Here is an 18,898-nt window from a genome sequence, read left to right on the forward strand (position 1 = left end):
TTAAATCTGCCAGTTCACACCCACGAAGAACTGACGACCAGCCTGAGGCAGGGCTTCACTCTGGTAGTAGTTCTCATCCAATAGGTTAGTGGCACGCAGATACACGTCTAACTTATCGGTGATCAGCGGCTGCACTAAGTTGATATCCACTAAGGTGTAATTATCCAGCGATTGCTGTTGATATTGGTTTTGTCCGTTTACCTTCACCTGAGTCGCATAAACCTGATCGAGGATACGTTCCACATTGAGGTGGACTTGTGTCTCGAATGGGAATTCGTAGCTCATTTGCCAGCGCAGTTGGTGACGAGGACGGTATTGCAGCGCATCTAAGGTATCGTCGCCTTCCATTTCTTTTGAATCTAAGTAGCTGTAGGAGAAGCTCAGATCCAAATGTTCAATCACATGGTTATTAATTTGAAAATCAATCCCTTTGAACTCATAGCGCCCCATATTTTGGTAGAAACCCGCAGTATCTTTGGCAATGTAGTTCTTCGCGTCCGTGTAATAACCGTAGAGCGAGAAGTCGGTGCTGGCGGGTAAGTTTTGCTCTAAACCCAACTCAACATGCTTAGACTCTTCTGCTTCTAAATCACGGTTACCCGATGATTGCGAGTACAAGTTCACCATGGAAGGGAAACGGACTTTACGTGCCACACTTAGGCTTAAACGTGAATCGGGTACCACTTGCCAGTAGCTAGATGCCATTGCCGAGTAATTATCATCCGTGCCATCAGAGGCATCGAGTGAATGGAAAGCTCCACCTAAGGTAACGCCATAGTTGTGCTCAGATTGATACTGATATTCGGCCGCCGCAGTATATAACCATGCAGAATCATTTAGGTTTTCAGCGCCACCAGAACCGCCACCGCTGCCAGTACCACCGCCGGAACCTGAACCAGTGCCCGAGTTATTCCCCGTACCACTACCAGTATTGCTGGAGTATGTGTCCACTACAGACTTCCAGCTCTGCTCTTCAGCAATCACAGAGGTGGTTAACAGCCCGGCCTTATGAAAATCAGTGATCAGCTGTAAATTGACCCCTTGAACCACGGAGCGACCGTCTTGAGTTTGCGTTAATGCCAAATAAGTTTCATCGGCATAAGCGGCTTCTAAGGTATCGCTTTGATTGTGATAGCCAAAACCTCGCAGGGTAAAAGTATCGTCGAACTGATGGGCTAAGCCGAGCTGGAAGGTATGTGAATCGTAATCGTCGGTGCGCTCATACTTAAGTTTGCCACTGCCAGTTCCATCACGGGCAGGTTTGCCCCATTCGCCATTACGCAGTGCCGCGTTGGCAATCAGTTGGGTCTTATCCGATAACCAGTAACTACCTTGGGCATAAACGTTGGTGACTTCTTTATCTGAGTTGGCACGCAGTTCACCGTCTTGATATTTGGTCGGCTCGAAATCGTTCGACATCGGGAAACCATCGGTCTGTTGACGGCTAACACTCACTAATCCCTGCCAATCATCACCCGAACCTGCGGCGCTGATGTCGCCATTAAAGGTATTGTCTTTACCCGCTTCTACACGTCCAGACAAGGCGGGCGCAGTGCTGCCTTGCTTAGTAATAATATTGATCACCCCGCCGGCACCGCTTGGGCCGTACAGCACTGAAGTCGGGCCGACCGACACTTCAACCGAGGCAATTTGGCTGGTTGGGATCACGCTTGGGTCGAACTGCCCATCGTCGGCACTGCTCATGGGCACGCCGTTTACCAACAGAGTGACATGGCGGGTCTTAAAACCACGGATATCGACCCTAGGGGTGCCATCACCACCCACACGGATATAAACCCCGGGCACATTCTTCAGCACTTGGTCTAATGTCTGCGCACCCAAAGCACGGATTTCGGCCTCATTGATGCTCCAATGAGTGGTCGCCAATTGCTCCGTATCGGCGCCTTCGCCATGGACTACAATCACTTCATTCACATTTAGCAGGGGATCGCGGGCGATTTCATCGGCGTGAGCCGTTAAACTGAGCCCAATCGCTAACGCTAAGGACGACACTCTAAAAATCGTTTGTCTGGTAATCATATTATTGTTGTCATAGAGGAAATTTAAGATGTGCTCCCTATTGTGGTCTTAGATAATTCCGTCTCAACCAAAAAAAAATTAAAAACCAACCCAGATCGACTAATTACGGCAAATGGAACACGCCTTTAGTCACAAAGAGACAAAATGTCCAACACTGCCAACGGTATCGACAAAAAGACCCATCTTGGTCACATTTTTTTGCGTCTTAAAATGAGACTATGGTAAAAGTCACACACTCATGGCTTGCTTCTTGACACTGACGGCCTCGGCCTTTAATTTGAGCGAAAGATTCTTATTTACACGTTCTAATCAACTTGGTGTAAATGACTTTAAAAAGAATGCATTAACCTAGTTCATATTCACCGCTGAGAACCGGAACTTCAGCCACTACCTTCATTCCGTTATCTTTGGAGTTTTACTTGCCTGCTCATGCCCTGTCTGAAGACCTTAAGTCTCTCATCGACAAACTCATTCAAATGAAACAGGTTCCAGCGTCGGAGCCGATAGTGCAGCTATCTTTAACGACTGTCTCTATTCCTTTGATTTCATGGTTGGCATCACAAACTCAGTATCCACGCATCTACTGGCATGGGCGTGACAAAATTGAAGAAGTTGCAGCCATAGGTGCTTGTAAAGACATAAAATTTGAAACTGGCGTCCAGGATAACGAGCTGGCCAGTGTTTACGAACGGCAACGTGTTTTATCTAGCAATCCAGACATTCGATACTATGGCGGTGTAGCCTTTGACCGCAGCATTGAATCTTGGCCTGAGTTTGGTAATAGCCGATTTGTACTACCCAGAATCGAGTTTAGACGCAGTGCGGATCAGTTTAGTTTGCGGGTAAATCTTAATTTTGCCGATAACAATCCTATCGATGAGATCGACCTTGCGATTGCCGCTATTGAAGCGGTTATGCCAGCACGCCCCTTGGCGCCACCCAATAAACTCACCCTAGTGAGCCGCCAAGATATTCCGGACTTTCCTCGTTGGAAAACCTTAGTCGAACAAGTCGTTGAGCCTGAATTTAATCAAGATACGCCCAAGGTCGTTCTCTCACGTTTGACAGAGCTTAAGGTTAACGAGCAAGTTGATCCTTGGATGGTATTAGCCTGCTGGCAAGGCCGTAACCCCAATAGCTTTCAATTTGGATTCCAATTTAGCCCTGAGCGTACTTATATCTCCTGCTCCCCAGAGCGCTTATTTCGTCGTCGTCGGCAACAATTGTTTACCGAGGCATTAGCGGGCACGACAGTTCGCGGATTAAATAAAGAAGAAGATGTGGCACTAGCCAATGCGCTGCTGGAAGACAATAAAAATAGTGTTGAAAATCAGCTTGTTCGCCGTCACATAGTCAATATGCTCACGCCTTTGAGTCAGTATGTCGGTGCAGAAGAAGCGGCCACAATCTTTAAGTTAAATCATATTCAGCATCTGCACCGCGCTATTCGTGCCGAGTTAAAGCCTGGCGTGAACGATTTTCAGCTGTTACAAGCACTGCATCCTACACCCGCGGTGGGAGGCCTCCCTAGAGAATCTGCAATGAAGTTCATTCGCCAGCGGGAAGGCTATATGCGAGGCTGGTACGCTGGTGCTTGCGGATATTTTAATCAAGATGAGAGTGAGTTTTCAGTCGCCATCCGCAGTGCATTGATTGAGCCAGGTAAAATTAATCTGTTTGCGGGTGCGGGCATTATTGCAGGTTCAGATCCCGAGGCTGAGTGGCAAGAGCTAGAGAATAAACTTGCAACGATAATGTCGATTCTGATTGAACTATAAACATTTAACACTGATACCAAAACATTAAAAACCCTTTGCTTTGGTCTCAGTGTAAAGCCTATCCTGCTCACCGGAGTCAATGATTTTTTTATGTTCAATATCAAAATGTTGCTTTAGCATTTGTCCTTTTTCGGTATTGGCAAAGGCAAAAAAAGTTTCTGCATTTAACACTCCTTGGATAATCACAAACGTTTGTGGCGCCCTCAGTTCAGGAATGAGCGCCTCCATATTCTTTTTGTAATCCAGTACTGCATCGATTCGTCCCGCATTTACACTATTGAGCATACTCAGCATGTCGCTACTTTCTTCGTAAAACATCGGTATGGAAGTCAGCATATTGTAACGATAGGCCAGCATGGCTTGGACTCGCTTATGGGATAAACTCTCCATCCCTGCCCAAGTTGCTGCAATTTGAGGCGTTACTGCGGCATCAATTGAATCAAGCTCAACGGCATTTTCACTCAGTAGGCTATTTTTCACATCGCCTTTGTACACGCTGAGAACCATATCGACCCGTCCACTTTCAATCAAATATAAGGTACGAGCAAAAGGCATAAACTGCACATCGACCTGCCATTCCGGTGATGGAAAGACACGCCTGAGGAGATCAAAGTAGTAACCCGTCTCATCAGGATTAGCAAAACCTTCCCAAGAGGCTGTGACAAGATGCACCACGACCGGCTTATTGGGAGTCGCGAAAGCACAGAAACTCAATAAGCTAACACACAAGGCGGCAAGAAATAATCTCATCGGTTTCTCCTAACATTTCTTAGAAAGTGTAGGACAATTTCGATCCCTATGCCTTAGGTTTGCGCAGTATTCGCGGCTAAATTGCTTGAAATATAAACCGTAAGCTTGCATCTTCAAACATGGTCACTATAATGGCGGCCCGATTTCAGCACGCTGGAACGGGATAAAATAACAGCAGACGATTTAGCGGGTTCCCTCACCCCGCCCTACACAACTAAAAAGGCCACATATGTTAATGTTAACCCCTGCGCAGCTTCGCCGCGCACTCCTGCTATTAGTGGGATTTCACATACTGATTATTTGCCTAAGCAACTACTTGGTACAACTGCCGTTTCAATTGTTTGGTTATCACACCACTTGGGGCGCGTTTAGTTTTCCTTTTGTTTACCTTGCAACCGATCTAACGGTGCGCATTTTTGGACAAACACCCGCTCGAAGCATCATCCTCAAGGCCATGGTGCCCGCACTGATGATTTCCTATGTTATGGGAGTCGTATTCCATCAGGGTAGCTTCCAAGGGATGGACTCCTTAAGCCAATGGAACACCTTTGTGTTTCGTATTGCGTTTGCCAGCTTTGCGGCTTATTTGATTGGTCAGCTGATGGATATCACTGTATTCGCCCGTCTGCGCCAAAGCCGTTCATGGTGGGTCGCGCCTGCGGCATCGACGATTGTTGGTAATTTAGTCGATACCTTAGTGTTCTTCAGCATCGCTTTTTATGCTTCAACAGACAGCTTTATGGCCGCCAACTGGCCTGAAATTGCCACTGTCGATTACAGCTTTAAATTGCTTGTTAGCCTAGGGCTATTCTTACCCGCCTACGGTGTGCTGCTGAAAGTGTTACAAGACAAGATATTGCAAACCAACCCACAAAAATCATTTTCCTGATTAACTCAACTGGCCAGACCTGTTATAATTTGAACAGTTTTTATTCGGCCCCAATGCGTTTGATACGCTATTGGGGCTGATTTTTGTGAGAGAAAATTATGTATTCAATTGAAATCAAAGCAATCACAACTCTGACTCCCGAGTTAGCTATACAACTCATCGAACTAAGTAAGCAAATTCCTGAGCTCGACCGTCCATTGACGCCAGACACCTTAACGGCACGGCTTTCAGGCAAGACTTGCTTGATTCTCCTAGCCTATGTGGAAGGCGAACTGGCGGGGTTCAAGCTGGGATATGAACAGGAAAAAGGGATTTTTTACAGTTGGTTAGGTGGCGTTGCGACAGACTTTAGACGTTTAGGATTAGCACAAAGCCTACTGGAATACCAAGAGAAATGGGCCAGCCTCCAAGGCTATAACCATATTCAGGTTAAAACCATGAATCGCTTCCCTGCAATGCTCAATCTATTGATTAGAAACCAATATTTAATTACCGAGCTAAATGCCGATCCCCAGAGTTTGATCAACCATAAATTGCATTTAAGCAAGTCTATTGCGGCGGCGTAAACATACCATAGATAAAAATATACATTTTTTGCAATAAATAGCTTGCAAACACAATTGAGAATGATTATCGTTAACTTGCGTTCCAAAACTCATCTTTAACACCGATGACTGGTAATCTGACGTTGTTAAAGTGCTCCTGAGTTTGCAAGCACGACATTGCTCACACACTCTTTTGTGGCCGGATTCATCATCCGGCTTTTTTTTGCTTTTTATTCAGTGAATCAATCTGATAGCGTTTTATGCAGAGTCGCTTCTAAGATGACATTTCGGTGCTTTGGCCAGAAAAATGTAAGCCATCGTAAAGGTTGTTTTGTTGATCTTCCTTAGCCTCGTGATACAAGCCAATGGTGAAGATTGAGCCTTTACCTAATACAGAGCTCACCTCTATGGTGCCACCGATGCGCTTAATAATACCGTAGCTGAGCGACAGCCCAAGACCAGTGCCATCTTTACGCGTGGTATAGAAAGGATCAAAAATCCGTCCCAATTGCTCAGGCTCAATCCCAGACCCTTCGTCTTCAACCTCGATTTTGACGCCAATCGGCATATCTTGCTGCACCCAATCATAAGTGCGAACCCAAATGCGTCCCTTACCATCCATCGCATGGGCTGCGTTCACCACAAGGTTAATCAGTACTTGCAGTAACTGCGGGCGATTGACCTGAACAGGGCAACTGGCGTTCAGTTCCGTTATCAGCACAACTTCTTGCTTTTGAATTGAATGCCGCACTAATACCAGCATTTCCTCAATGATCGGCGTGATAGGGTGCATCTCTAAGGGAGCGTTAAACTCTCCCGGGCGACTATATTGCAGTAGGCTACGGATAATAGTGCTTATACGACCAACCTGCTGAATAACTAGATCAATTTCTTCTTTTACGACGTCGGCATTATCACCCAGCTCATAGCGCAGTAACTCCATATTGCCGAGGATAACAGCGGTCGGATTATTGATTTCGTGTGCAATACCAGCGGTTAACTCTCCTAGAGCGGTCAACTTTTCATTAGTCACTAACTGCTGGCGTGTCTCATTGAGTAAAGCGACGTTACGCTGTAGCTCTAAGGTCTTATCTTGCAGGCTACGAGTACGCTCTTCGACCTTCATTTCGAGCTGTTCGGCAGCGGCCTGAATTTGCGCGTTGCGCCGCTGCAATAGGTCGAGCATACGGTCGAACTGCTCGGCAAGATTCGACAACTCGTTATCCCTATCTAACCCCAAGGCACCAATACGCACATTGCGCCCAGACTGCACGGCTTGCACCACATGGTGAATCCGCTCAATCGGCTGCAATAAACTGTAGGCACCGCGGTAAACCAGCAATCCAGAAATAAGCAGCACTAACATCAGAATGGTACCTAACTCAATGATATTAAGCAGGTAGTTATGAATAAAAGGTGACTCCGAAAAACCAGTGTAAATCATCCCAATTCGTTGTCCACGGACATCTTCTAAGGGCGCATAGGCAGAAATAAACCAATCATTGTACACAAACGCCCTATCGACCCATAACTCTCCGTGATTTAACACTTTTTCTCGCACTTCCTCAGAGACCAAACTCCCCAGTGCACGCCCTTGGGATTCATTCGGCTGTGGAAAAAAATGCAAAGGAACGTTAGTCGATACCCGAATATTATCGAGAAAAATCGTCACAGTACCAATTGAACGTTCGGGCAAGGTACCCTTGTCGTAGACAAGATCGCGGATATGATCAACGATGCGGGTGTCGCGGTTAAATAACACCCCGCCGTCGAGATACCATGCCACTTTGCCTTCAGTATCGGGGATCGGCAACAAGCTACGGCTGAGCAAACCACGGTCCTCTACTTGCTTATTGGGACTTTGTGCCCGCAAGGTCGCTAACAGTGGAATACTCGCTCTTTGCGCTAAATCAGGGTCAATCCGCGCCAAACGTTCACGAGATAACACCATCAGTCCCGAATAAGGCAACATTCCACCCATTTTCGGTAAAATCTGTCGTAAATCAGGATCCGCCGCCGCTTCAGCCACACTGACCAGCCGCAAAAAGTCTAAATCGAGTTGCTGCTTTTGCTCATCAAGAAAACTATCTATGCTCGTCCTATGATCTAATGCACCACTGAGGATCGGCCTAAAATCATTCTGGAATGTCCATGAGGTCATCACTCTTTCTAGCTGTTTTTCTTGGCGAACTTGCACCTGTTGCAGGGTATTTTCAGCCACAGCCAAATCGGCTTTGACCTTCATAAACAGTTGCTTACCTGTATAGCTGATATTCCAGTAGATCGTGATAAACACTAAACTCACCAAAGTGAGCAAAATCGGCAGCAATGTGAGGATCAAAATGCGATAACGCACTTTAGCCTGCATTTGCTGCCAACTAACTCCAAAAAAGTGAGTAAAAAAAGACACTTAAAACTCCTGCTCGTCGCTAACGTCAAACCACTCTTTATATTTGCGATCTAAGGTCTTGCGGGAAACCCCTAAGTCCCGAGCAGCCGCAGATTTATTGCCAGAATGCAGATCGACCACACTCGTCACATGGTGTTTTTCCACATCTTTTAATGGCCAATCTAAAGGATAACCCTGCAAAGCCGAAGACTCGGTTTTAACCTGCTGCTTCCAGTACTCCGCTGGCGGCTTGCCGAGCAGAATACAACGCTCAATCATATTACGCAGTTCGCGGATATTACCCGGCCATTCATGTTGTTGCAGCTTTACCATGTCCTCATGGCTCCACACCACTTCACGCACGCCTAATTCTGCAGCCAATTGGCGGGTAAAATGGTGGGTCAATTCGACCACATCTTCCGGACGCTCACGCAGCGGAGGAATAAAAATATCCAGCACATTCAGTCGATAATAAAGATCGCGACGGAAGTTCCCCGCTTCGACTTCATCCATCAGAGTACGGTTAGTTGCCGCAATCACCCGGACATCAATATTGACTTCCTTCTCACTGCCCACGGGGCGAATCGCCTTCTGCTCCAGCACCCTTAACAACGCTGTTTGCATTTTGAGCGGCATCTCGCCAATTTCATCGAGGAAAATCGTACCGCCGGAGGCAAAACTAAATAGGCCTTCACGGTTACCTTTAGCACCAGTAAACGCGCCAGCCGTATGACCAAAGAGTTCACTCTCAAGCAGTTCGGGGGCTATCGAGCCACAGTTAACAGGCACGAAGGGCCCTTGGCGGCCGCTGAGCAAATGTAATTGCCGCGCGACTAACTCTTTACCTGTGCCCGATTCGCCTTGAATTAACACCACGGCGTTGGTCGGTGCCACGCGCTCTATCACTTGCTTCACCGACTTCATGGCGTCACTACTCCCTATGATGGTAGAGGAATAGCCGATAGAGACTTCGCGACGCAACATCAAGTTTTCACGGCGCAGCAAACGGCGTTCAATACAACGGTCAACCGCCGACATCATCTGCTCAAGATGGAATGGCTTCATAATGAAATCTGAGGCACCTGCTCGCAGCGCTTTAATCGCCACCTCTAAATCCGCATAGCCGGTCATAAAGATTACATCGGAACGTCGGCCTTGCTCGTCTAAGGCTTCATGCCACTCGATACCCGAGCGACCGGGTAAGCGGATATCGACAATCAGCAAGTCGAAATGGCAGCGACTACGTAACTGCTCAGCATCTTCAATACTGCCCGCGGTTTCAACTAAAGCGAATTTCTTCGAAAGTGCCTTATTCAAAAAGCTACGCATCCCCGGCTCGTCATCGACGATCAGGACTGAAACAGCGGAAGGAAGGGGCTTGAGGTTATTATCTATCTGGCTCATAGTGCTCACTTCTGGACATTTTGACTCAATTGCGACCAATTCTAGCATTGAAACTAGACAAATAGGTCACTATGAACCATAAGAAGCATGCGCTGAGACAATTTGTCTGCAAACTATTTGCTGAGCCTGAGATCGAAGTCACAATTTAGATCAAGCTGTGAAGGTAAAAGCGTGAATATCGGTTTGGCACCCTATTTGCTTTCAACCGAACGCATTACAATTTACGGAACCTCCCACTCAGTAGGCAATTGAGTCGGAACCCTATTTTTCGCCAAGGAGTATCCATGCTAAACGTGAAATCCCATATGAAGTCATTACTGGGCCTGGTTGTTGCAGCCAGCATGCTCACAGTGTTACCCGCTCAATCGGCTGAAGTAATTAAGTTAGCCACCACGACCAGTACTGAAAACTCTGGTCTGTTACAAGAATTACTGCCTAAGTTTGAAAGTGCAACAGGCTATAAAGTACAAGTTATCGCAACGGGTACGGGTAAAGCATTGAAACTAGGCGAGCAAGGCGATGTGGATTTAGTGATGACCCACGCACCAAGTGCTGAAGCAAAATTTGTTGCCGATGGTTTTGGTGTTGAGCCACGTGGCATTATGGAAAACGATTTCGTGGTGTTAGGTCCTAAAAACGACCCAGCAAAACTACGTGAAAGCAAAACGGCTGAAGAAGCCTTCGCTAAAATCGCCAAATCTGGCTTACCTTTCGTCTCTCGTGGTGACAACTCTGGCACCCACATCAAAGAGTTAGAAGTATGGAAAGCCGCAGGCGTGACTCCAGACTTCAAAGGTTACACTTCAGTAGGTCAAGGCATGGGTAAAACCCTGCTGATGGCAAACGAATTACAAGGTTACACTCTGTCTGACCGTGGTACTTTCGTGGCGTACAAAACTAAGCTGGACTTAGGCGTGGATTTCGATGGCGGTAAAACCCTGGCGAACCCATACCAAGTGATTCTGATCAACCCAGCTAAATACCCAGATCTGAACCACAAAGGCGCAAAAGCCTTCAGTGACTGGCTGATCAGCAAAGAAGGTCAAGCCATGATCAACAACTTCAAAGTTGAAGGCGAGCAACTGTTCAAGGCAACCTATAGCGAATGAGCGAAGGCTGGCTAGCACTGTTACAGCAGGCGTTAAGCCTGCTGTTTTCATTGGACCCCGACGTTTGGTCCATCATCTCAGTCTCGTTTTCGGTTTCTTTCGCGGCGCTGCTCATCACCTTAGTCCCCTCTATGGTGCTCGGTTTTGTGTTGGCGTTTGCCCATTTCCCCGGAAAGTGGTTTGTCACTAACTTAGTACAAACATTGCAATCGATCCCCACGGTCGTTATCGGCCTGCTGGTGTATCTCATCTTGACCCGCAACGGCCCGCTTGGGGATTTAAAGTGGTTGTTCACTCAAGAGGGGATGATCCTCGGCCAAATGCTGATTTGCGCCCCAGTGATGATCGCCATGAGCCAAGCTGCATTCACCAGTGTCGATCGCCGTGCATGGGAAACCTCACGCACCTTAGGCGCCTCTTGGTTTAGCGCGGTCTGGACCGTGTGTCGCGAACTGCGTATGCCGTTATTGCTGGCAATTGTCGCGGCCTTTAGCCGTATTCTCACCGAAGTCGGCTGTTCTATGATGGTCGGCGGCAACATTTTAAACGTAACACGTAATATCCCGACGGCTATCGCACTGGAAACCAGTAAAGGCGATTTCGCCCAAGCTATCGCCCTCGGATTAGTGCTGCTAATCTTGGCCTTGATCCTCAACTTTGCCTTAGGTAGTTTACGCGGCAAAGAAACGCCAAGGAGCCATTAACTTATGACCCAAGCCAAACTGATCGCCCGTGACTTGGAAATGTCCTTTGGCTCGCGCTTATTATTCAAAGCCCATAGCCTAGAGTTGTGCCAAGGGAACGTCATTTATTTGCAGGGTGACAACGGCTCGGGCAAGTCGACCCTAATGAAGATCCTCGCGGGTTTACAGCCGCCATCTCAGGGCAAGATTGAAGTTAGCGGCTTTAAAAAGGACGCATGGTGGACACGTAACCCTTTGCTGGGCAAAGCCGTTTACCTCCACCAGCATCCCTATCTCTTTGATGGCACAGTCAATTACAACCTGACCTACGGGCTCCCCTTTGCGGCCTCAAAAACCGAGGCCAAACGTAGAATTGGCCAAGCAATTGAGATGGCGCAACTGGGCTCGTTATTACATTCCAGAGCCAGCAATTTATCCGGCGGCGAAAGACAACGCCTCGCCATCGCCCGCGCTTGGATATTGCAGCCAAAGTTACTGATGCTCGATGAGCCGACCTCCAATATGGATAAGGACTCCCAAGCCTTAGTGCTGCAAATGATCCAACAGCTTAAACAGCAAGGGACGGGAATGCTGTTAAGCAGCCATCAAAACTGTGCGCTCACCGCCATTTGCGAGCAGCAATGGCACATTGAAGACCAACAGGTGATAACCTCCCGTCAGCAAACGCCCACAAACTCCACACAGGGATCTTTATATGTCGTTGCAAATTGATGCCGTAATTCTTGCCGGTGGCATGGCGCGTCGTATGGGCGGGGACGATAAAGGTCTCGTCGAGCTAAACGGCAAGGCTATGATTGAACACACTATCGAGCGGATAAAACCTCAGGTTAAGGAGATCCTGATCAACGCAAATCGTAACCAAACACGTTATGCTGAGTTCGGTTTTACGGTGTTGAGCGATGAGCATACTGGGTTTCTCGGCCCCTTAGCGGGCATGATCACCGCTATGGGTCACACCCAAGCAGACTATCTGCTCGTGGTGCCCTGCGATTGTCCGCTGCTGCCGCGGGATTTAGTCGCCCGCTTATTAGCCTCCATTGAGGCAAACAATGCTGAACTTGCCGTTGCCAGCGATGGTGAGCGTGAGCAGCCCGTGGTGATGTTATTAAAGCCAAGCCTGCGCGAGTCGATGACCGCCTTTCTCGAAGCGGGCGAGCGTAAAATTGATTTTTGGTATGCCAAACATCGCTTTGCCGTGGCGGCCTTCGCCGATCAACCCAATGCCTTTGTCAATGTGAACACGCCAGAACAAAAACAACGACTGGCAGCAGAGATAAACCAAAGCTAAGGCTTCAATTTCCCAGATTAGAGGTGCAAATGAGTACTCCCTTCGTCAATCCGCTATCTATTCCCGTTCTCGGATTTTGTGCCTATAGCGGCACGGGGAAAACCACCCTACTCAAGCAATTGATCCCCGAATTAAATCAGCGCGGCCTGCGTCTGGCGGTGATCAAACATGCTCACCACAATTTCGATGTCGATATTCCCGGTAAAGACAGCTACGAGATGCGAAAAGCTGGCGCACGGCAAATGTTAGTCGCCTCCCATGTGCGTTGGGCGCTGATGACCGAAGATGCCCGCGATGGTGACCCAGAGTTAGTCCACCTACTCAAGCAAATTGAAGCCGATAAAGTCGATATCGTCTTAGTCGAAGGCTTTAAAAAACTCACGCTACCGAAAATTGAGCTGCACCGCGCCGCCCACGGTAAGCCGTTTATCTATACCCAAGACGACAATATTCTCGCCATCGCTTGCTGTGATGACACCGAGCTACCGAGCGAGCTAAGAAGACTCGACCTTAACAATGTCGCGCAAATCGCTGACTTTGTGATGGAATATGCCAATAGCTGGCAAGCCCCTAACCCCGCATTACCGATCGCAACTGTCGATGCCTGCACCTTGGGCAGCGATAAAAACCTGAGCGTGAGCCAAGGGTTAGCGCAGATTTTATCCCATGTCACGCCGGTCACTGAGGTGGAAGACATAGGCTTAGACGATTTAGATAATCGCGTGCTCGCCCGCGACAGCATTTCGCCCGTGGATGTGCCGCAACAAACCAACTCGGCGATGGATGGTTATACCTTCGCCTATCAAGATCCGCTGCCTGCAAGCTTCACCTTAGTCGGTGAGGTCCTCGCCGGACATCAATATTCGGGCACACTCAAAGCGGGTGAAACCGTGCGCATTATGACCGGTGCGCCCGTGCCCGCTGGCGCCGATACTGTTCAACCTCGTGAGCTAGCTAACGAGGCCAATGCCAAGGTCAGTTTTGAAGGCCGCATTCAGCAGGGCCAACACGTTCGCCTTGCGGGAGAAGACATTGGCCAAGGCCAAGTCGCACTCACACAGGCCACGCGCCTAAGCGCCGCCGAGCAAGGCTTATTAGCCTCCCTCGGCCTTAACCGTGTGACGGTTTATCGCCGTCCAACAGTAGCCGTGTTTTCAACTGGGGATGAAGTCAGCCAACCCGGCGAAGCACTGAATCCAAACTGTATCTATGACTCAAACCGTTACACCATCAAAGCGATGGCAAAACGTTTAGGTTGTGACGTCATTGACTTAGGCATTATCGAAGACTCCGAAAGCGCTCTCGAAGCCACCTTAACTAAGGCTGCGGCGCAGGCCGATGTGGTGATTAGCTCTGGCGGGGTTTCCGTTGGCGATGCCGACTACATCAAGGCCGTGCTGGCACGCCTTGGCAATATCGACTTCTGGCGGATCAATATGCGTCCCGGTCGCCCACTCGCCTTTGGTAAGGTCGGCGATAGCTTGTTCTTCGGCTTGCCCGGCAATCCGGTGGCGGTGATGGTGTCGTTCCTGCAATTTGTGCAACCTGCACTGCGTAAGCTCGCTGGCGAAACAAACTGGCAGGCGCCATTATTCCCAGCGATTACCGATGAAACCCTGCGTAGCCGCACTGGCCGCACTGAGTTTATCCGCGGAATCTATCGCCTCGGTAATGATGGCCGGCTGCACGTGACCAGCACAGGTAACCAAGGTTCGGGCATGCTCAGCTCTATGGTCAAAGGCAATTGCCTTATCATCATTGGAGATGATGCTGAGGTGGTGAATGCGGGTGAAACCGTGTTTATTCAACCTTTTGCCGATCTTCTATAAGAGCCACTGAGTCCCTATGAGCCAACTTGTGGATGCCTTTGGCCGTCAGGTCGAATATTTACGACTCTCAGTGACAGATCGCTGCGACTTCCGTTGTGTCTACTGCATGACGGAAGATCCCTGCTTCTTGCCCAAGGACCATGTACTGCACCTCGAAGAGTTGGCTTGGATTGCCCAAGCCTTTACTGAACTGGGGGTGACCAAAATTCGCCTCACTGGCGGCGAGCCGCTGGTGCGTAGCGATTGCGATCAACTGGTGCACTTACTGGGCAAGCTACCAGGGCTTAAAGATTTATCGATGACCACTAATGGTTCTAGGCTCAGTAAGTTTGCCAAGCCTATGTTTGATGCGGGTCTTAAGCGTTTAAACATCAGCTTAGATACCCTTAACCCCGAACTCTTTACCCAACTGACACGCAACGGCAAATTAGCACGCGTTATCGAAGGCATTGATGCGGCCATTGCCGCAGGCTTTACGCGCATAAAAATCAATGCCGTGATCCTCAAACAGCAAAACGATCATGAAGTCATCGATCTGGTTAACTTTTGCCGCGACCGCAAGCTCGATATCGCCTTTATTGAAGAAATGCCGCTGGGTGAAATGGATGAACGCAAACGCATGCGCCATTGCAGCAGTGATGAAGTTAAGGCCATGATTAGCGAGCATTATCCACTACAACTCTCCAATAAACGCACAGGCGGCCCCGCGCGTTACTACAAGATGGTCGATAGTCCAATTCACATTGGCTTTATCTCACCCCATAGCCACAACTTTTGCCACGAATGTAATCGGGTGCGCGTGACCGTAGAGGGGCAGCTATTGCTCTGTCTGGGTAATGAGCACTCCGTTGATTTAAAAAGCATTATAAGAGAGTTCCCCGGCGATATTGAACGACTAAAAACCGCCATTCTCCAAGGCATTAAGCGCAAACCTCAGCAGCATGTATTCGATAATAACGAAGTACAAATTCTGCGTTTTATGAACGCCACCGGCGGTTAACCTCCTCACCTCAGGGCTAGCATCTCAATTTTGCCGTGATACACTCATGACATTAGTCCTATTTTTTGTGTCACTCTTCCTATGGCGCTTACTCGTAAACAGTGGAATAACATCATTATTCTTGCCTGCGTGTTTATCATTGGCGTGCTCACGTTTATGGATAAGAAAACCCAAAATGTGCCCAGTGATGCGCAACGGCTATTTGATGATAATGCCCCGCTGGCTCAGTTGCAGTTGGATGGTATTTGGCTGCACAAACAAACTTCAAGCTGGGAATGCGATCTACAAGTACTCAACTGTGAGCAATGGGCAAAGGCTTGGCAAGGCTTAAGGGTCACGCCCTTGAATGACGCGCCACAACCCACTGGCAAACCTCAGGAGCTGGTGATCCAAATTACCGATATTCGTCAATCACAGCGCTGGATTTATTTCCCCGATGAAGGCGTCCTTAAATCTCCCGCGAGCAACTGGTACTTAGTGCCACCGAGCTTAAGGACGGGTTTACAGCCAATCCTCGATGCGAAACCTGCACGTTAATCTATTGAATAAAAGAAGCCAATCATGCCGGAATTACCAGAAGTCGAAGTCACCCGTCAGGGGATAACCCCTTACTTAGTCGATCAAACCGTGGTTGACCTCGTTGTGCGGAACGCCTCACTGCGTTGGCCCGTTCCCGAACTTGCCAAACAGATCATCGGCCAAACCATACGCCAAGTGCGCCGCCGTGCTAAGTATCTGCTCATCGATACCGATGCCGGCACCAGCATAGTGCACTTGGGAATGTCGGGCAGCCTAAGGATCCTGCCCCACGACACGCCAGTGGAGAAGCATGACCATATCGATCTCGTTCTCGCCAATGGCCGCATTCTACGCTTTAACGACCCAAGACGCTTCGGCGCTTGGTTATGGTGTCAGTTGCCAGAGGAAGCCCATCCGCTGCTGGAAAAACTCGGGCCAGAACCTCTGACCGATGCCTTTAACGTCAATCAGTTAGCTGCCGCACTGGCAGGCAAGAAAAAGGCCATCAAACTCTGCCTGATGGATAATCATATTGTGGTGGGTGTGGGAAATATTTACGCCAACGAAGCACTGTTTGCCGCAGGGATACACCCCGAGGCGGAGGCAGGCAAGATAGATATTGAACGCTTAACGGTACTGGTTGCCGAGGTCAAACAAATACTCGCACACGCCATCAAGCAAGGCGGCACCACGCTTAAGGACTTCACCAATGCCGAGGGTAAACCCGGCTATTTCGCCCAAAAGCTGCATGTTTACGGCCGCGGCGGCGAAACCTGCACTCAGTGCGGCAATCTACTCAGCGAAATCCGTCTTGGTCAACGCACCACAGTATTTTGCGGCATCTGCCAGACGCGTTAACCTCACCGATAAAAATGCCTGCTATTGCAGGCATTTTTAGCTTCTTCGATATAATGTTTGATTACTCTTTTAACCAACGGCCAGGATGATCGGTAAAGTAGCGGTACACACGCTCTGGCGCTTGGCACTGAGGCTTAAGCTCTGACGCAGATAACAAAATCCATTCGTCACGGTGGGCAATCCCCATGCTCTTACCGCCTTTAATATCGAAACAACTCAGCTCAGCACCGCTAGGCACTAACACATAACGCTGTTTGTTCTCCTGCATCCATTGCCACGCGTTACGCTCCTGCTCTTCTACTGGCGCGAGATAACTAAAATGCGTCACACTCATGGGCGAGAACAGAATAAATTGCTCTTTAAAGTTTACTAACCCAAGCTCGGCATCCTCACCTATCACTTCGGCGGTATGTAGCATCAGGCTTCTGGGGGTGCGCATTTCATCAAGCATAGCGTAACCCCAAGTGCTCACCAGCACCCAGCCCAAGGCTGAAACTAACCCCACTTTCACCAGTGCAAACTGACGACGCGCCAGCCACAGCAAGGCACACCAAAGCACCCCGAGCAAAATAAATAAGTAACCAATGCCAGTGAGATCATCGGTATAATCCGCCAGCGCTTTGACAAGTGCAGGGTGATGGATAAATGCCAGCACGCCGGCCACTAACACGAGTGCGCCCAAGAACCACAGCACACCAGTGACCAGTTTTTCAAACCAAGCTTTGGGTGAAACACCCGTTAATACCGCCGATGCCGCCAAGGCCAACATAGGTAATGCGGGCAGAATATACACGTTGCGCTTGCCCGGGCTGATACTGAAAAACAGCACTACGAGCCCGACCCAAATCAGCAGAATCGCGATGGTGGGATCGGCTTTTACCTTTTGCACCCACTGTTTCCAATAGGCGACCACCAGCAACGAAATCGGGAACCACATCCAAGGGATCACGCTCAGCACGAAGAAATACCAAGGCTTGATATGGTGCCAAGCATTAACATAACGCTCGCCCGTTTGCTTAAACAAAATATTATTTTGATAGGCCACCATCTCGGGCGTGCCATGGGCTTGAACCGTCATCACCATAGGCACTAACCAACAGGCAATCACAGCCAGCATGGCCAGAGGCCCCGCCAGGCAAAGCCAAGTTAAGCGGCCCTCGAAACGGGTCTTATCTTTGAAGGCGTAAATCCCAATTGGTATGAGCAACAACAGGGGCAAGAAACCAACCCCCTTAGTGATCACCCCAAGCCCCATAAATGCCCAGCCAATAAAATACCAATGCCACTTAGGCCCAAGCATAAAATGTCTGATTAATCCGTAACATCCCACGGTTATCCAGCACATCACCATGGCATCTATCTGGGCATTTTTCGCCTGCATTAAAAACTGCGGCACGATAAGGAGCAATAGGGCGGCGTTGCGGCCAACCCGCACATTCCACAATCTGGCACCCAGATCATAGACAAGGAATACCGTCAACAAGCCGCAGAAAGCATTGGGGAGTAAAAAGGAGAGTTTTAACGACCCCGTGAGTTGATAAAACAGGGCAATCGCCCACATAAATACTGGCGGCTTATCGGGATAATATTCCCCGCCCCGGGTAGGGAATAACCATTGACCCGAGGCCACCATTTCCCGCGCGACCTCAACAAACCGCGGCTCGTCGGCGGGCCAAGGGGAACGAAAACCTATGCCAACCAGCAAGATCAGCAAACTCATCAACAGCAGCGGCCAGAGTACTTGGTAATAATCTTCGCTATTGAAACGACGATTCAATGCATCCATTCCTAATCCC

Annotated in this window: 16 protein-coding genes; 11 read left to right on the forward strand and 5 right to left on the reverse strand. The window is 48.9% G+C overall.

Annotated features, from left to right (window positions below; all coding sequences use genetic code 11):
- Complete coding sequence (locus tag FJD32_RS22100) at nucleotides 1–2,040, reverse strand: TonB-dependent receptor (protein WP_140907444.1); 2,040 nt, start codon at nucleotides 2,038–2,040, stop codon at nucleotides 1–3.
- A 419-nt stretch (nucleotides 2,041–2,459) separates the two neighbouring features.
- Here FJD32_RS22100 and FJD32_RS22105 point away from each other — a divergent pair, with 419 nt between their 5' ends.
- Nucleotides 2,460–3,818: an isochorismate synthase gene (locus FJD32_RS22105; protein ID WP_037428343.1), complete on the forward strand. Its 1,359-nt coding sequence runs from the start codon at nucleotides 2,460–2,462 to the stop codon at nucleotides 3,816–3,818.
- A 24-nt stretch (nucleotides 3,819–3,842) separates the two neighbouring features.
- On the opposite strand, the gene FJD32_RS22110 is transcribed toward FJD32_RS22105, so the two are convergent.
- Nucleotides 3,843–4,568, reverse strand: coding sequence for a transporter substrate-binding domain-containing protein (locus tag FJD32_RS22110; RefSeq protein WP_037428341.1), 726 nt, complete (start codon nucleotides 4,566–4,568; stop codon nucleotides 3,843–3,845).
- Nucleotides 4,569–4,797: 229 nt separating this feature from the next.
- Here FJD32_RS22110 and FJD32_RS22115 point away from each other — a divergent pair, with 229 nt between their 5' ends.
- Together FJD32_RS22115 and FJD32_RS22120 are read left to right on the forward strand one after the other, a co-directional pair.
- On the forward strand, nucleotides 4,798–5,457 hold the full coding sequence (locus tag FJD32_RS22115; protein ID WP_140907445.1) for a 7-cyano-7-deazaguanine/7-aminomethyl-7-deazaguanine transporter: 660 nt from the start codon (nucleotides 4,798–4,800) through the stop codon (nucleotides 5,455–5,457).
- Between the two features lie 98 nt (nucleotides 5,458–5,555).
- The gene (locus tag FJD32_RS22120) at nucleotides 5,556–6,023 is read left to right on the forward strand and encodes a GNAT family N-acetyltransferase (RefSeq protein WP_140907446.1); all 468 of its coding nucleotides are present in this window, start codon (nucleotides 5,556–5,558) and stop codon (nucleotides 6,021–6,023) included.
- A 253-nt stretch (nucleotides 6,024–6,276) separates the two neighbouring features.
- On the opposite strand, the gene FJD32_RS22125 is transcribed toward FJD32_RS22120, so the two are convergent.
- The gene (locus FJD32_RS22125) at nucleotides 6,277–8,412 is read right to left on the reverse strand and encodes a cache domain-containing protein (protein WP_037428338.1); all 2,136 of its coding nucleotides are present in this window, start codon (nucleotides 8,410–8,412) and stop codon (nucleotides 6,277–6,279) included.
- The gene (locus FJD32_RS22130) at nucleotides 8,413–9,795 is read right to left on the reverse strand and encodes a sigma-54 dependent transcriptional regulator (protein WP_037423995.1); all 1,383 of its coding nucleotides are present in this window, start codon (nucleotides 9,793–9,795) and stop codon (nucleotides 8,413–8,415) included.
- A 284-nt stretch (nucleotides 9,796–10,079) separates the two neighbouring features.
- Between FJD32_RS22130 and FJD32_RS22135 the strand changes: the two genes are divergently transcribed.
- The 8 genes from FJD32_RS22135 to mutM all read left to right on the forward strand — a co-directional run bounded on the left by FJD32_RS22135 (nucleotide 10,080) and on the right by mutM (nucleotide 17,102).
- A complete protein-coding gene (locus FJD32_RS22135) occupies nucleotides 10,080–10,904 on the forward strand; it encodes a substrate-binding domain-containing protein (protein ID WP_069453927.1) in 825 nt (274 codons plus the stop codon).
- Nucleotides 10,901–11,608 (forward strand): ABC transporter permease, encoded by a 708-nt coding sequence (locus FJD32_RS22140; RefSeq protein WP_140907447.1) that lies wholly within the window; start codon nucleotides 10,901–10,903, stop codon nucleotides 11,606–11,608. The genes FJD32_RS22135 and FJD32_RS22140 overlap by 4 nt, the downstream gene beginning before the upstream one ends.
- Before the next feature lie 3 nt (nucleotides 11,609–11,611).
- Nucleotides 11,612–12,319 (forward strand): energy-coupling factor ABC transporter ATP-binding protein, encoded by a 708-nt coding sequence (locus FJD32_RS22145; RefSeq protein ID WP_140907448.1) that lies wholly within the window; start codon nucleotides 11,612–11,614, stop codon nucleotides 12,317–12,319.
- Nucleotides 12,303–12,896: a molybdenum cofactor guanylyltransferase MobA gene (gene mobA / locus FJD32_RS22150; protein WP_140907449.1), complete on the forward strand. Its 594-nt coding sequence runs from the start codon at nucleotides 12,303–12,305 to the stop codon at nucleotides 12,894–12,896. Before FJD32_RS22145 ends, mobA begins: the two co-directional genes overlap by 17 nt.
- Nucleotides 12,897–12,925: 29 nt before the next feature.
- The gene (locus tag FJD32_RS22155; protein WP_140907450.1) at nucleotides 12,926–14,725 is read left to right on the forward strand and encodes a bifunctional molybdopterin-guanine dinucleotide biosynthesis adaptor protein MobB/molybdopterin molybdotransferase MoeA; all 1,800 of its coding nucleotides are present in this window, start codon (nucleotides 12,926–12,928) and stop codon (nucleotides 14,723–14,725) included.
- Between the two features lie 16 nt (nucleotides 14,726–14,741).
- Nucleotides 14,742–15,725, forward strand: a complete 984-nt coding sequence (gene moaA / locus FJD32_RS22160; protein WP_099457200.1) for a GTP 3',8-cyclase MoaA — start codon at nucleotides 14,742–14,744, stop codon at nucleotides 15,723–15,725.
- A gap of 81 nt (nucleotides 15,726–15,806) precedes the next feature.
- Nucleotides 15,807–16,262, forward strand: coding sequence for a hypothetical protein (locus tag FJD32_RS22165; protein WP_140907451.1), 456 nt, complete (start codon nucleotides 15,807–15,809; stop codon nucleotides 16,260–16,262).
- Nucleotides 16,263–16,286: 24 nt separating this feature from the next.
- Nucleotides 16,287–17,102 (forward strand): bifunctional DNA-formamidopyrimidine glycosylase/DNA-(apurinic or apyrimidinic site) lyase, encoded by an 816-nt coding sequence (mutM, locus tag FJD32_RS22170; RefSeq protein WP_099457199.1) that lies wholly within the window; start codon nucleotides 16,287–16,289, stop codon nucleotides 17,100–17,102.
- Nucleotides 17,103–17,163: 61 nt separating this feature from the next.
- Here mutM and FJD32_RS22175 read toward each other — a convergent pair whose 3' ends face one another.
- Nucleotides 17,164–18,888, reverse strand: coding sequence for a glycosyltransferase family 39 protein (locus FJD32_RS22175; protein ID WP_140907452.1), 1,725 nt, complete (start codon nucleotides 18,886–18,888; stop codon nucleotides 17,164–17,166).
- Nucleotides 18,889–18,898: the final 10 nt, after the last annotated feature.

This window comes from Shewanella sp. LC6, assembly GCF_006385735.2.
In the GTDB taxonomy this organism is placed as follows: domain Bacteria; phylum Pseudomonadota; class Gammaproteobacteria; order Enterobacterales; family Shewanellaceae; genus Shewanella; species Shewanella xiamenensis.